13 protein-coding genes and 1 pseudogene are annotated in these 14,344 nt (G+C 70.7%); 1 reads left to right on the forward strand and 13 read right to left on the reverse strand.

Going from position 1 to position 14,344, the window contains the following annotated elements:
* Positions 1-12: 12 nt before the first annotated feature.
* Both ASE44_RS06935 and ASE44_RS06940 read right to left on the reverse strand, forming a co-directional pair.
* The gene (locus tag ASE44_RS06935) at positions 13-828 is read right to left on the reverse strand and encodes an ABC transporter permease (protein ID WP_056778477.1); all 816 of its coding nucleotides are present in this window, start codon (positions 826-828) and stop codon (positions 13-15) included.
* Positions 825-1,838, reverse strand: coding sequence for an ATP-binding cassette domain-containing protein (locus ASE44_RS06940; protein ID WP_056778480.1), 1,014 nt, complete (start codon positions 1,836-1,838; stop codon positions 825-827). The genes ASE44_RS06935 and ASE44_RS06940 overlap by 4 nt, the downstream gene beginning before the upstream one ends.
* A 189-nt stretch (positions 1,839-2,027) precedes the next feature.
* On the opposite strand from ASE44_RS06940, the pseudogene ASE44_RS06945 reads away from it, so the two are divergent.
* A pseudogene (locus tag ASE44_RS06945) lies at positions 2,028-3,400 on the forward strand (L-serine ammonia-lyase).
* A 59-nt stretch (positions 3,401-3,459) separates the two neighbouring features.
* Here the strand turns inward: ASE44_RS06945 and ASE44_RS06950 are convergent.
* The 11 genes from ASE44_RS06950 to ASE44_RS07000 all read right to left on the reverse strand — a co-directional run bounded on the left by ASE44_RS06950 (position 3,460) and on the right by ASE44_RS07000 (position 14,262).
* Complete coding sequence (locus ASE44_RS06950) at positions 3,460-5,388, reverse strand: thioredoxin domain-containing protein (protein WP_056778483.1); 1,929 nt, start codon at positions 5,386-5,388, stop codon at positions 3,460-3,462.
* 21 nt (positions 5,389-5,409) lie between these two features.
* Positions 5,410-6,189 (reverse strand): DUF1684 domain-containing protein, encoded by a 780-nt coding sequence (locus ASE44_RS06955; RefSeq protein WP_056778486.1) that lies wholly within the window; start codon positions 6,187-6,189, stop codon positions 5,410-5,412.
* A 129-nt stretch (positions 6,190-6,318) separates the two neighbouring features.
* Positions 6,319-7,254 (reverse strand): ABC transporter substrate-binding protein, encoded by a 936-nt coding sequence (locus ASE44_RS06960; RefSeq protein ID WP_056007572.1) that lies wholly within the window; start codon positions 7,252-7,254, stop codon positions 6,319-6,321.
* Between the two features lie 91 nt (positions 7,255-7,345).
* Positions 7,346-8,158: an ABC transporter permease gene (locus ASE44_RS06965; RefSeq protein WP_082455878.1), complete on the reverse strand. Its 813-nt coding sequence runs from the start codon at positions 8,156-8,158 to the stop codon at positions 7,346-7,348.
* Positions 8,155-8,865 (reverse strand): ABC transporter permease, encoded by a 711-nt coding sequence (locus ASE44_RS06970; protein WP_056778490.1) that lies wholly within the window; start codon positions 8,863-8,865, stop codon positions 8,155-8,157. The genes ASE44_RS06965 and ASE44_RS06970 overlap by 4 nt, the downstream gene beginning before the upstream one ends.
* Positions 8,862-9,731, reverse strand: a complete 870-nt coding sequence (locus ASE44_RS06975) for an ABC transporter ATP-binding protein (RefSeq protein WP_056007581.1) — start codon at positions 9,729-9,731, stop codon at positions 8,862-8,864. Before ASE44_RS06975 ends, ASE44_RS06970 begins: the two co-directional genes overlap by 4 nt.
* Positions 9,732-9,938: 207 nt before the next feature.
* Positions 9,939-11,423 carry an aromatic amino acid lyase gene (locus ASE44_RS06980; protein WP_056778493.1) on the reverse strand — a complete coding sequence of 495 codons (1,485 nt, stop codon included), beginning with the start codon at positions 11,421-11,423 and terminating at the stop codon, positions 9,939-9,941.
* Between the two features lie 198 nt (positions 11,424-11,621).
* Complete coding sequence (locus ASE44_RS06985) at positions 11,622-12,377, reverse strand: ABC transporter permease (protein ID WP_056778494.1); 756 nt, start codon at positions 12,375-12,377, stop codon at positions 11,622-11,624.
* The gene (locus tag ASE44_RS06990) at positions 12,377-13,288 is read right to left on the reverse strand and encodes an ABC transporter ATP-binding protein (protein WP_056778496.1); all 912 of its coding nucleotides are present in this window, start codon (positions 13,286-13,288) and stop codon (positions 12,377-12,379) included. The genes ASE44_RS06985 and ASE44_RS06990 overlap by 1 nt, the downstream gene beginning before the upstream one ends.
* A complete protein-coding gene (locus ASE44_RS06995) occupies positions 13,285-13,596 on the reverse strand; it encodes a transcriptional regulator (protein WP_056007592.1) in 312 nt (103 codons plus the stop codon). The genes ASE44_RS06990 and ASE44_RS06995 overlap by 4 nt, the downstream gene beginning before the upstream one ends.
* A 3-nt stretch (positions 13,597-13,599) precedes the next feature.
* Complete coding sequence (locus ASE44_RS07000; protein ID WP_157579815.1) at positions 13,600-14,262, reverse strand: hypothetical protein; 663 nt, start codon at positions 14,260-14,262, stop codon at positions 13,600-13,602.
* Positions 14,263-14,344 lie beyond the last annotated feature (82 nt).

Below are 14,344 nucleotides of genomic sequence, written 5' to 3' on the forward strand. Positions count from 1 at the left end.
TCGGAGCCGATCTCAGGCGCGGCGCATGTACGCCCGCACCGTCAGCGGCGCGAACACCGCGACGATGACCGCGGCACCGAGGAGCGCGAGCCAGGCGTCCGAGCCGAAGGTGCCCGTGTTCGCGAGGTCGCGGACGGCGGTGACGAGGTGCGAGACCGGGTTCACGGCGACGAAGCCCTGGAGGAACGATGGCATCGTGTCCGGGTTCACGAACGCGTTCGAGAGGAACGTGAGCGGGAACAGCACCAGGAAGGAGATGCCCTGCACGCTGCTGGCGCTCCGGGCGATGACGCCGAAGAACGCGAAGATCCAGCTGATGGCCCAGGCGCAGACGATGACGAGCAGACCGGCGACCACCACGAAGCCGAGGCCACCTTCCGGCCGGTAGCCCATGACGAACCCCATGGCGAAGGTGAGCGTGGTCGCGATCGTGTACCGCACGGTGTCGGCCAGGAGCGCACCCGCCAACGGCGCGATCCGGGCGATGGGCATCGACTTGAAGCGGTCGAACACGCCCTTGTCCATGTCCTCGCGCAGCTGGATCCCGGTCACGACCGAGGTCGTGATGACGGTCTGCACGAGGATGCCGGGGATGATGATCGGGAGGTAGCTCGCCACGTCGCCGGCGATCGCGCCGCCGAAGATGTAGGTGAACATCAGGGTGAAGATGATCGGCTGGATCGTCACGTCGATCAGCTGCTCCGGCGTCCGTTTGATCTTGAGCAGTCCGCGGTACGCCATGGTGAAGGAGTTGCGGACCGTCTGCGACAGGCTGACGTGGTTCCGGAGGGACCGGTCTGTGCCGGGGGTGATGGTGATCGTGCTCATGCGTGGACCTGCTCTGCGGTGTCGAAGGAATCGGTGTCGGACGTGGCGCCGGCGTCGTCGGCCTCGACGCCGTGTCCGGTGAGAGTGAGGAAGACCTCGTCGAGCGTCGGCTTCTGGACACTCATCTCCGCGAGCCGGATCCCGGCTTCACGGAGGGTGATGAAGAGGTCGGTGACGGCGTCGGGGTCGCGCATGGGCGCCGTGATGCGGGTCGCCTCGGGCGAGACGACCGTCTCCACCCGGAGCACCTCCGTGATGACGCGTCGGGCGTCCTCGAGGTCGGCCGGATCCGACAGTCGCAGTTGCAGCGACGACTCCCCCACGGAGGCCTTCAGTTCGTCGGACGTCCCCTCGGCGACGACGAGACCTCGGTCGATGACCGCGATGCGATCGGCCAACTGGTCGGCTTCGTCGAGGTACTGGGTCGTGAGCAGCACCGTCGACCCGGTCGCCACGAGGCGTCGGATGGTGTCCCACATCTGCGCCCTCGTCCGCGGGTCGAGGCCGGTGGTCGGTTCGTCGAGGAAGATGAGCGGCGGTTGCGCGATGAGGCTCGCGGCGAGGTCGAGCCGACGCCGCATGCCGCCGGAGAACTTCTTCAGCGGACGAGCCGCCGCCTCGCTCAGTCCGAACTCCTCGAGGAGCTCGGCGCTCTTGCGCTTCGCCTCGGCACGACCGAGGCCGAGGAGCCGCGAGAAGATGACGAGGTTCTCGGTCGCGGAGAGGTTCTCGTCCACCGAGGCGAACTGCGCAGTCACGCCGATGAGCTGGCGGACCACCTGCGATTCGCGCTGGATGTCGTGGCCGAAGATGGTCGCGCTGCCCGCGTCGGGACGGAGGAGCGTCGCGAGCATGCTGATGGTGGTGGTCTTCCCGGCGCCGTTCGGGCCGAGGACGCCGTAGACGGTGCCGGTCCTGACGGAGAGGTCGACGCCGTCGACCGCTCGGTTGTCGCCGAAGGTCTTCACGAGGCCGTGGGCCTCGATCGCCCAGTCGGAGCGGATGCTCATGCGGATGCCTTTCGATTCGTGGCGAACCGCCGGTGGGCGACCCGGACACGAGTGTGCTCGTCGGCACTCACCGATCACTCACGTCGCGCTGACGGCCGCTGACCGGGGCCGACAGCCGCCGTCAGCGACCGACCGCAACCGATCGCGCCTAGAGTGGAGGGAGCCAGTCGTACCGAAGGAGGTCGTCCAGTGACGGCATACGTGTCCGCATTCGACCTCTTCTCCGTCGGCATCGGCCCCTCCAGTTCGCACACCGTCGGCCCCATGCGCGCCGCGCTGGCGTTCGTCCTCGGTCTCGAGCGCGACGGTCTGCTCGGACGGGTCGACCGCGTCACGTGCTCGCTCTTCGGCTCGCTCGGCTCGACCGGTATCGGCCACGGCACCCCGGACGCGGTCGTCGCCGGACTCCGCGGACTCACCCCGGAGGGATGCGACCCGGCCGAGGTCCGTCACGCCTGGAGCGAGCACCCGGACGGCGGAACCCTCCTCCTCGCCGGGGTCAGGCCCGTCGACTTCTCCCGAGACGACGTCTCGTTCGTCCCGAGGACGCGCCTCCCCGGTCACCCGAACGCGCTGACCCTGTCCGCCTGGGACCGCTCGAGCGAGGTACCAGTCCGCTCGGAGACCTACTACTCGGTGGGCGGCGGTTTCATCAGGCGCGACGGCGACGACCCGGCGTCCGCGCTCCCCCAGCACCCCGTCCCCATGCCGTTCCGGACCGCCGAGTCACTCATCGACATCTGCGACGACAGCGGACTGCCGATCGACGCGATCGCCAGGCGGAACGAGGAGGCCATGCGCACCCCGGAAGCGGTCGACGCCGGCCTCGACGCCATCTGGGCGGCCATGCACGAGTGCGTCACGGCCGGACTCGCGGACACGGGCACGCTGCCCGGCGGCCTCGGCGTCAAGCGTCGCGCCCGCGCCGTCCGCGAGCGACTCGACGTGGCCGAGGCGGAGAGCGGCCGCGAGCTGCCGACCGAGTGGCTCCACGCGTTCGCCCTCGCCGTCAACGAACAGAACGCCTCAGGCGGACGGGTGGTGACGGCCCCGACGAACGGGCGGCCGGCATCATCCCGGCGGTCGGCAGCTACTACCTGCGATTCGTCCCCGGGGCGTCGCTCGACGGCATCCGCCGATACCTGCTCACCGCGACCGCGATCGGGTCGCTGTTCAAGGCGAACGCCTCCATCTCCGGTGCGGAGGGCGGGTGTCAGGCGGAGGTCGGCTCCGCGTGCGCGATGGCGGCCGGCGCCCTGTGCGCCGTGCTCGGCGGCACCCCACGGCAGGTCGAGAACGCGGCGGAGATCGCGATGGAGCATCACCTCGGCCTGACCTGCGACCCGGTCGGCGGACTCGTCCAGGTGCCGTGCATCGAGCGGAACGCGATCGCCTCCTCGACGGCGGTCAGTGCGGCCAGGCTGTCGTTGCACGGTGATGGGACGCACCTCGTCTCCCTCGACACCGTGATCGAGACGATGCGTCAGACCGGCGTCGACATGTCGACGAAGTACAAGGAGACCAGCGAGGGCGGCCTCGCGGTCAACGTCATCGAGTGCTGAGTCGCGCCGCCATCTCGGGCGGGGTCGGGCGCCTCAGCGTCGTTCGGCGGGTGACCCGATCACCGTGGGTCGAGTGCTGCCACGTCCGTCACGGGTAGGCGGCACACGAAGTCGTGGCAGAGATAGGCGGTCGGCAGACCGTCCCGGCTCGTCCGCTCGGCGAAGAGGCCGAAGCCGGCAGCAGCCCAGGCGGCGGCCTCCTGGTCCGTGACCACCGTCACCACCGCGTCGCGTCGCGTCCTGACGGCGTCACGCATCGCCCGAGCGGCGGTGACCCGGTCCTCGCTCTCGTCGGCGCGGACGTGATCCGGTGCGACGACGACGAGTTGCGAGGCCGGTTCCGCGAGCGATGCGGCCAGTCCGAGGCTCGCGCCGAACGCGGTCGGTGCCCGCAGCGCCGCCGACGCGGCGAACCGCACGGCGCCCTCGGCGGCCGCCCGGAAGCGACCGTCCGCCGAGAGCTGGTACAGCAGCAGCGACGCCTGGCCGAGCGCGGAGATCCCCGACGGGTAGGCGCCCTCCGACGGGTCGCCGTCCACGCGGGTGCCGTGAGCGGCCAGCACCGGGTCTCCGCCGCCCGGCAGGACGAACCCGGCCACAGCGGTCGGCGCACCGGCCCCTGACGCCTCGGCCCCGGAACCCTCCGGGAGGCATCGTTCGACGAGGTCCCTGGCGAGTTCCGCGTAGCGCACCTGCCCCGTCGCTAGGCCAAGACGCACCAACCCTGCGGCGAGCATCCCGTAGTCCTCGAGGGCCGCCGCCGCTCCTGAGCGCTGCTCGTCGAGCGAGGCGCGCGCGAGGGTGCCGTCCGGCAGCAGATGGTTCTCGACGACCGCGTCGGCCGCCCACCGGGCGGCCTCGAGCCACTCGGGGCGGTCGAGGACCGTCGACGCCTCGGCCAACGCCCCGATGGCGAGTCCGTTCCACCCCGACAGCACCTTGCGGTCGACCGCGGGCGGAACGAGCGTCGCTCGGCCGTGCACGTCGCGCCGGTAATAGCCGCCCTCCGACCGGACGCCGTCGACGACGCTCTCCGAGTCCTGGGCGGACCCGAAGCCACCGCTCGGCTGCTGGAGGGTGTCGATGAGGAAGCCGGCGATCCCGGTCGCGACGGTGGCGGCCCACGGGCTCGGTCGCTCCGCCCAGGCCCGCACGTAGGCGGTGAGCAGCAGCGCGTTGTCCGTCAACATGCGTTCGTAGTGCGGCTCGGTCCAGTCGCGGTTGACCGCGTACCGGAAGAACCCGCCTTCGACGGGGTCGCGAAGCGCCGACGCCCCCATGGTCCGGAGCGTGCGCTGCGCGAGGTCGACACCGCGGCGAGCAGCCTCCCCCTCGCGTGGCGTGAGCAGGACGTCGAACACCGGCGCCATCGGGAACTTCGGGGCGGTGCCGAATCCGCCCAGGTCGCGGTCCTCGAGGCCCTCGATGATCGCGACCGCGGCGTCGAGGTCTTCGGGCCCCGGCACGGACGCGTCTTCAGGGGCGGTCATCGCCTCGGCGATCGCGCGGGCGAGGCCGTCGGCGCTGGCGACGACGTCCTCTCGACGCTCCGTCCACGCCACCCGGACCGCCTCGAGCACCTGCGGGAAGGACGGGTGGCCCCGGAGCGGCACCGGCGGAGAATAGGTGCCGGCGTGGAACACATGCCCGCGAGGCGTCACGAAGACGTTCAACGGCCAGCCGAGCTCCCGGGTGAACGCCCCGGCCGCGGCGAGGTAGCTCGCGTCGACGTCGGGATGCTCCTCGCGATCGACCTTGACGGCCACGAAGTCACGGCGGAGCAGCTCCGCGATCCGCTCGTCCGCGAAGGACTCCCGCGCCATGACATGGCACCAGTGACAGGTCGAGTACCCGATCGACACGAGCAGGGGGACGTCACGACGGGCGGCCTCCTCGAAGGCCTCGGGCCCCCAGGGGTACCAGTCGACCGGCTGCTCGGCGTGGGAGCGGAGGTACGGGCTCATCGCCCCGGCGAGCCGGTTCGTCATGTCGGGTCCGTCGCCCGATCCCTATCGACCGAGCGGCAGCTGCTCGCCCGCCGTGATGCGGGACCGGAGCCGGTTGTTCGGGGCGGGCAGCGGGCACACGTAGTGGTCGCTGAACGCACACGGCGGCAGGTAGGCGCGGTTGAAGTCCACGAGGACGTGTCCGTCTGCGGTGGGCGCCGGCATGCTGATGAACCGGAACCGGTAGGTCTCGTCGCCGCTCGTGCCGTCGGAGAACACCGCCCAGAGCCCGTTCGGGCCGCCGGTGACGGTCAAGGACACGGCTTCGTCGCCGAGCGTGAACTCGACCCGGCCCACCGGCGTCTCCGTCGTGACGTGGCCGTCGATGGATTCGGTCTCCACCGTCACCCCGGGCGAGGGGACGAATCGGGCGGGCCTGATCCACGAGACGTCCGGGGCGAAGGCGCTGATCCCGGAGAGCGCGGTGCGCGTCGGAGCCTCGGGATCGAGGACTCGGAGGGCGTAGGCGCCGTCGCGCTCCATGCCGCGAAGGAGGGCGTCGCCGAAGTGCAGTTCCTCACCGTGGACGAGCTCGACGCGGTCGGTCATGATCTGCGCACCGCTCGGTGTCGTGAGGCCCGTGCCGGTGAGCCGTTCGCCCACGATGCCGGTGTCATCGGCACGCCAGGTGCCCGGAGCGCCTTCCAGAGGCGTCGCCTCCTCGGTCAGCCAGTGCGTGAAGCGCAGCGCGGCGATCCCGTGCGGCGCGCGCACCGAACGCTCGCGGGCGGTGTGCCAGGCGGTCCAGGACGCGATGAACTCGGCGGGGGTCTCGGAACTCATACCCCGACGGTACCAACTCCGGGCGCCGCACAGCCCCCCTGGACATCCCGCCTCGCCCGGATGCGCTCACCGCGAACAGCACGATGGCGCCGCCCGGCGGACCGGGCGACGCCATCGAGGTGGTGCGGACTAGTTGAAGAGCTTCTTGTCCTTGAGCCAGTCGGCCGCAAGGGTCTTCGGTGCCGCCTTCTCGTCGCCCTGGTTGCGGGCGTTGAGCTCGATGAGGTCTTCGGTGGTGAGCTCCGCCGACACGGCGTTGAGCACCTCCTTGACCTTGTCGCTGGCCTTGTCCGAGTTGATCAGCGGGAGGACGTTCTGCGGGAGGATCAGGTTCTCCGGGTCCTCCAGCGTGACGAAGTCGTTCGCGGCGATCGACGGGGTGGTCGTGTAGATGTCGGCCATCTGGACCGTGCCGTCGAGCAGGGCCGCGGTGGTCTGCGCGCCGCCGCCGTCGCTGATCGGCACGAAGGTGAGCTTGTCGGCCGGGACACCGTAGACCTCGGTCAGGCCCTTCGGTCCGTACGGACGCTCGGCGAGCTCAGGAGCCCCACCGATGGCCAGCGGGACGGTGAGGGACGCGAGGTCGGCGAGGCTCGTGACGTTGTTCGCCTCACTGAACTCCTTGGTGACGTTGTAGGAGTCCTTGTCCTCGGCCTTCGACTGGTCGAGCACCTCGTAGCCCTTGGGAGTCGCCTCCTGGAGCGCCGAGTAGACCTCGTCGCTCGACTTGGCCGTCGCTGAGTCGTCGAAGAACTGCAGCAGGTTGCCGCTGTAGTCGGGGACGAGGTCGATGGACCCGTCTTCGAGGGCGGCGATGTAGACGTCGCGGGCGCCGATGTTGAGCGACTCGGCGGTCTTGATGTCGTTCGCCTCGAGCGCCTGGATGTAGATCTGCGCGATGATCTCGGACTCGGGGAACCCGGCGGAACCGACGGTGATGGTGTCGGAAGCGGCGGTCTCGCCGGCGGTCGGATCGCCCGCGGAGCAGGCGCTGAGGGCGAGTGCTGCTGCGGCGGTCGCCGCGATGCCGACGGCGAGGCGTCGACCCTGTCGAATGGTGAACATGAGGTTTCCTATCTGTGATGGACGAGAACGGTGGTGCCGTTGTGCGGGACGGTGCCTCGGGCGATGCTGGCGCCCGAGAGGGTTCGGAGTGCTACTCGATGCGGTGCGCTGCGGTCTGCATCTTCGTCTCCGCCGCTGCGAGCTCGGGGTCCGGTGACGTCGATCGGTCGCCGGCACCTGCGCCGGCACCGCGCGAGCGGGTCTCGTCGACGCGGGCGTGAGTCGCCTGGACGCCGCGCGGGACGACCGCTCGCTGGAGGAGCGAGAAGAGGCCCTCCAGCAGCAGGGCGAGAACGATGATGATGATCGATCCGGCGAGCATCTGCGCGTAGTCGCGCACCGGCAGGCCGTCGAGGATGTACCGGCCGAGCCCGGGGCCGTTGGTCAGGAAGGCCACGACCGTCGCGGTCGCGATCGTCTGCAGGACGGCCGAACGGACGCCACCGATCATGAGCGGCAGCGCCAGGGGGATCTCCACCTTGCCGAGGATCTGCCACTCGTTCATGCCGACGGCGCGAGCGGCGTCGACGGTCTGTCGGTCGATCGCCTCGACACCGCCGTACGCGCCGGCGAGGACCGGCGGGACGGCGAGCACGACGAGTGCCGTGATCGCGGGGACGAGGCTCGTGCTCGAGAAGCCCCAGCCGAGCGTGATGAGTGCGAGCAGCGAGAGCAGGCCGAGCGTCGGGAGCGCGCGGAGCGACCCGGTGATGACGACCGCGAGCTCACGCCCCTTGCCCGTGTGCCCGATGAGGAGCCCGAGCGGGATCGCGATGAGGCAGGCGATCAGGACGGTGAGGCCGGTCACGCCGAGGTGCTGGAGCACCCGGACGGGGATGCCGCCAGGACCCTCCCAGTGTTCCGGGTCGAAGATCCACGCGAACGCGGCGAGGAAGTTGATCATGCGACTCCTCCCCCGGTGGTCGCCAACTCGCGGGCCTCGGTGGCGGCGCGACGGCGACGGATCGCCCCCTTCGAGCTGATACGCGTCCAGGGCATGAGCAGGCGCCCCAGGAGGACGAGCAGGACGTCGAACACGATCGCGATGACGACCGTCCCGACGATACCCGTGAGGATCTCGATCGGGAACTGGCGGTTGTAGCCGTCGGTGAACAGGTAGCCGAGGTTCGTGACCCCGATGAGGGCGCCCACGCTCAACAGGCTGATGGTGCTGGCAGAGACCACCCGGATGCCCGCGAGCATGAGCGGGCCGGCGAGCGGGAACTCGACCCGCCAGAAGCGTTGGCCGGTCGAGAACCCGACGGCCTGCGCCGACTGCCGCACGCCGGCGTCGACGGCGTCGAGCGCGTCGGCGATCGTCCGCACGAGGAGCGCCACGGCGTAGATGGTCAGGGCGATGACGACGTTCGCCGGGTCGAGGATCTTCGTCCCGATCAGGGAGGGCATGAGGACGAACAGCGGCAGCGACGGGATCGCGTAGAGGATGCCGCTCACCGTGAGCAGGACCCCGCGCGACCACCGGTACCGGTGGGCGAGCCAGCCGAGCGGCAGGGAGATGAGGAACCCGAGGATGATCGGCGGAAGACTCAACTGCACATGGGTGAGCGTGAGCTCCCAGATCATGCTCCAGTTCGCGATGACCCAGTTCATCTGGACGCGCCGCCCTCGGCCGATTCCCTGCCCTGTGGCCCACCGGGATCGCGGCGGTCTCCGAGGACACCCGCTGGGCGCCCGGACTCGTCGACGACGACGTCCCGTCCGCCCACCCGCTCGACGTGCAGGGTGCGCTGGCCGCGATCGGCACCGATGAACTGGGCGACGAAGTCGTTCGCCGGCTCCGCGACGATCTCCGCCGGCGAGCCCACCTGGGCGATGTGGCCACCCTTCTGCAGGATGACGACCTGATCGCCGAGGAGGAACGCCTCGTCGATGTCGTGGGTGACGAACACGATCGTCTTGGCGATGTCGCGCTGCAGGCGGAGCAGCTCCCGCTGGAGTTCGGCCCGCACGAGCGGGTCGACGGCGCCGAACGGCTCGTCCATCAGGAGGATGTTCGGGTCGATGGCGAGGCCTCGGGCGACGCCGACACGCTGCTGCTGCCCGCCGGACAGCTGGCTCGGGTAGCGGTCGGCGAGCGAGCGGTCGAGTCCGACGGTGTCGAGCAGGGTGAGGGCGTCCGCCCGGGCCTGCTTCTTGTTGATGCCGGTGAGCATGGGCACCGTGGCCACATTGTCGATCACGGTGCGGTGCGGGAGCAGGCCGGAGTTCTGCATGACGTACCCGATGCGGCGACGCAGCCGGACGGGGTCGACCGCCGAGACGACCTCGTCGTCGATGACGATGCGACCCTCACTCGGATCGACCATGCGGTTGATCATGCGCAAGAGGGTGGTCTTGCCGCAGCCGGAGGATCCGACGAAGACCGTGGTCGACCGCGACGGGATCGTGAGGGAGAAGTCGTCGACCGCGAGGGTGCCGTCGTCGAAGCGCTTGGAGACGTGTTCGAAGGAGATCATGCTGGACCGATGCCTCTTCTCTGCACGGCTGTTCGTGACAGGTCGTCTTCCAAGGGTCGTCGCCGCCGTGGTCGGTGGCTCGCTGAACGTCTCTCGGTCGGTGGTCCGAACCTACCGGAGGGTACCGACATCGCCCACCCCCTCGACACGTGTCGAAATACATGGCATGCGACGGCGCGCACCGGCACCGTCCGGCCGACGGGTCCCTCAGGAGCGGTCGACGCCGAGCGCGGCGAGCGCCGCCGCGACGAGCTGCTGACCATGCTGCTCCTGCTCGATAGCCGACCGGAGGCCGGCGTGGGCGACCGAGAACCCGACGGACCACTCGTCGTGCTCCGCCGGACCGAGCGCGTCCGCTGCGACGACCGCCTCGACCGCCAGGACGTCCGCGAGGAGGGCGGTCGAGCGTTCCAGCAGTCGGAGGGAGGTCCCGGCGAACGAAGCAGGATCGTCCGCGGCCTCGTCCGGCACGCCGGTCGCGACGACCGGGGTCGCGAGCACGCGGAGCTCGGCGACGAGGTCCGCGGCCGACTGCCGGAGCCGATGCGGGACGAGCCGGTGCCCGGTTTCGCGGTGGTCGACCTCACCTCCGTCGATGCGTGCGAGCCGTCGCTCGGCGGCAGCGGCGGTGTGCGCGACGGCCGCGCGGAGCCCGTCGAAGGCACGGGCGAGCCGCGCGCCATGCAGCAGACCGCCGGTCCGGAGGACACCCGACGCCTGATCGACGAGCGGATCATCCGAGGCCGTTGCGAGCGTCGCTTCGACGAGCAGGACGGCCGCCGTGACCTCGTCGGCGAGGGCACCGTTGATCTGCGGCGTCGCCCGGAGCCGCAGTCCGTCCGGGTCTCGTTCACCGCGCGCACCGTCCGCGCGCACCGGCGTCGCCAACAGCTCGGCGATGCGCTCGGCGCTCGCCCGGGTGCCCGCCGACGGGCTGCCGGCGAGGACGGTCGCGTCGAACGCCGGTCCTCGCTCGCCGAGTCCTGACGGCGCACCGGCCCGCGACGAGAGAGCGCTCGTAGTGTCCGCCAGCCGGCTGAGCGCACCGAGCCGGTGGAGCGCGAGTGCGCCGACGCCGAGGGAGTAGGCGTTGTGGTGCACGAACGCGAGCGCCTCGTGCACCGCGAGGCCGAGCGGTGCGAGCCCGACCCGCGACAGGGCGACCCGTGCGGAGAGCCGCTCGCCCGCGAGGACCGCCTCCCCCTGTCCGATCACGAGCGTCGCGACGGGCGCGAGGTGGGTCTGGTCGCCGTCGCCGAGGGATCCGATGGACGGGATCACCGGGGTCACGCCACGGTTGAGGAGCTCCGCGACGAACACGGCGGTCTCGAGGCGGATCCCGGATGCGCCACGCGTCCATCCGGCGAGCCGGGCGGCGACCACCGCCCGAGCCCGGTCCACGGACAGCGGGAGACCGATGCCGCCACGGCGATCATGGACGACACGCTCCTCCACCGCCGACGCGTCGAGCGTCGCGGTGCGCGGAGCCACTCGCCCCACGCCCGGGCCTCGAGACGGTGCGCCCGGCGCGTCGACTCCGACCGCCGCCGTCTGCCGGTCGACGATGGCCCGCCCCGCACCGATGCGGTCGAGCGCCGCCGTGTCGAGGACAACGATCGCGTCGTCGCGGGACACGGCCACGAGGTCGTCGACCGAGATCGGACCGGTGCCGAACACCACAGGCGCTCCCATCAGCGCGCACCGGTCGGCCGGTCGGCGGCGTTCATCTGGTCTGCGCTGCTGGACACGGGTCGCTCCATCCGCTCGTCGAGGGGCCGTGGACCGGCCGGGATGGACGTCAGCGTACGAGCGCCTGGCGACCGGCGCACGGCGTGTGTCGACGTATGACGGGACGTGGGGACGGCCGGAGCGACGGGGTGCCGGCGGACCTCAGCGGTAGCGGCGGCCCTCGTCGCGGCGGTAGAGGGCGAGGACCACGACGGTGAGGACGAGCGTCCACGCGAGGACCCCGACCCACGACCACCACGGCAACTCGCCGCCCTGGACCGCCCAGACGACGAGCTCCCGGGTCTGGCGGCTCGGAAGGAACATCGACAACCGGTCGAGCCACGGGGCGAAGAGGAACGGCGGGATGAACAGTCCGCCGGCGAAGGCCAACGAGAACATGGCCACCTGCACCACCGCGATCGCGGCCTTGCTGGGGAGGGCGTACCCGATCGCGGTGCCCAGGAGCATGAACGGCATGGCACCCACGATGAGCGCCACGACGCCGCCGAGGAGTCCCAGCGGGGTCGCGGTGGCCGCGGTCAGGAGCGCACCGAGCACGACGACCGGTACGACGGCCGCGAACCCGAGGAGGCCGACCGAGCAGAGGTGCGAGAGGACCCGGGCGACACCCGTCACCGGGAGCGTGCGGAGGTACGGATCCCACGCCTGCTCCCTCGCCTGGGCGATGGTCAGCCCGAAGCCGAACAGGGCGTTCGCGAGCACCGCGAAGACGATGAGGGAGATGACCGCCTGGGTCGCGATGCGGGGGTCGCCGGCGACCTGCGCCTGCGGGACGACGAAGAACAACAGCGAGAGCGCCGGGAACACGAGCGAGCCGATCACCGCGATCGGGACGCGCACCGTTTCGAGCAGGGAGTACCGGGCGTGCAGGGTGGTGAGCTGGAGCGTCGTGGCCATCAGGCGGCGCTCCGTCCGACGGTCGCCCGGGCGTCCGCGGTGAGGGTCAGGAACGCCTCCTCGAGGGTCGCGCCGCGGAGGGCGAGATCGGTGAACGGGACCTGCGACCGGACGAGATCGCGCACGAACGCGTCGGCGTCGCGGACGTCGAGTTCGACGGCGTCCCCGTCCCGGCTCGCCTGGACGACCCCGGCGAGCCGCTCCACCGACGCGGGGTCGGTGCTGCGGAGTCGCACCCGGTGGATGCCGACCAGCCCGAGCACCTCGCGCAGCGGCGCATCGGTGATGACCCGTCCGCCGCCCAGCACCACGACACGCTCGGCGAGTGCCTCGATCTCCTCGAGGTAGTGGCTGGTGAGGACGATCGTCGCACCGAGCTCGCGTTGCCGGCGGATCGCGTCCCAGAGGGTGCGGCGTGCGTCGACGTCGAGGCCCGTCGTCGGCTCGTCGAGGAGCACGAGACGCGGTTTTCCGACGAACGCGAGCGCGACCGCGAGGCGCCGCTGTTGGCCGCCCGAGAGCGAGCCCGTCTGGCGTCGGATGAGCTCGCCGAAACCGAACTGCTCGGCCAGGACGTCCGTCGGCACGCGGTCGGCGAAGTGCCGTCCGACGAAGTCGACGACCTCGCCCACCCGCAGCGTCGGCGGGAGTGCCGTCTCCTGCGGGGTCGATCCGAGCCGGGTGCGGTTGACCGCCTGGGCGGGATCGCCACCGAAGAGGGTCACGGTGCCGCTCGTCGGACGTCGCGTGCCCTGCAGCAGGGAGAGCACGGTGGACTTGCCGGCGCCGTTGGGGCCGAGGAGCCCGACGAGCGAACCCGGCTCGATCCTGAGGTCGACGTCGTCCAGCGCGGTCACGTCGCCGTAGCGTCGCGTCACGCCCTCGAGGGTGGCCAGTGGTGTGGTCGTCATGATGTCCCCGTTCCCGTCGCGCCGCCGAGCATCGCTCGGAGCCCGGTCATGTAGTCCTCGAACGCGCGGCGCCCGAGCGTGGTGAGTTCCAGGTAGGTGACCGGAGTGCGTCCCCGGTGGGTCTTGGTGACGAGGACATAGGCGCCGTCCTCGAGTTTCCGCAGGTGGGTGGACAGGTTTCCGGCGGTCATGTCGAGCATCTCCTGCAGGCGGGGGAACGACATGCTGCTGTCGGCATCGATCGCCGCGAGCGTCGACATGATGCGCAGGCGGGCTTGTGCGTGGATGAGGGGGTCGAGTTCGTCCATCGGTCACACCGCCGATCGGTGGGCACGCCGACGGCGGGTCGCCTCGAGGAAGGTCGCGTACACGAGGAAGCCGCCTCCGCCGGCGATCGCCATGATGAGCGCGTTGCCCGGCGAGCCGAAGAACGGCGCGGCCATGCCGACCACGATGATCCAGATGCCCATGCCGTACATGAGGCGGTCGCGCCACACCGCTCCACCTGCGAGGTACAGCAGCCCGACCACGAGGCTGTAGATGGCCGGGTAGAAGATGGCGGCGAGTGCGGGTGCCATCCCCGCAGCGAACAGGGCGCCGCCGAACACGGCCGCGGCCGTGCACCCGATCGCCCAGGCGATGCCGTACATGGTCCCTTGCACCTGCTGGGCTCCCTGGATACCCCGCGACACGCGGGAGCCGATGATCGACGACGAGACGATGCCGCCCACCATCAGGATCCCGAAGAGCCACCCGGCGACCGTCGGCGGCGTGGTGAACCAGGGGTTCTCGTCGCTCGCCGACCAGAGCGCGAGGAACCCGACGGTCCACGCGACACCCCAGATGTACACGATCGCGATGGTGGGCCTCGTGAAGATGTCGTCGACGCGGCTCGCCTGTCGCTCCTGCAGAGCGAGCATGGCGGCCGGGTCGAGCGCGTCCGAACCATCGGTGGGTTCCATCGGTGAAGTCATACCTACTTTGTAACGCAAACCACTCTGCGATGCAACCCTGTTTGCAGCACGAGCACCTCTCGACAGGCTCAAGGACCGCAAG

It is taken from the genome of Plantibacter sp. Leaf1 (assembly GCF_001421315.1).
Taxonomy (GTDB): Bacteria; Actinomycetota; Actinomycetes; order Actinomycetales; family Microbacteriaceae; genus Plantibacter.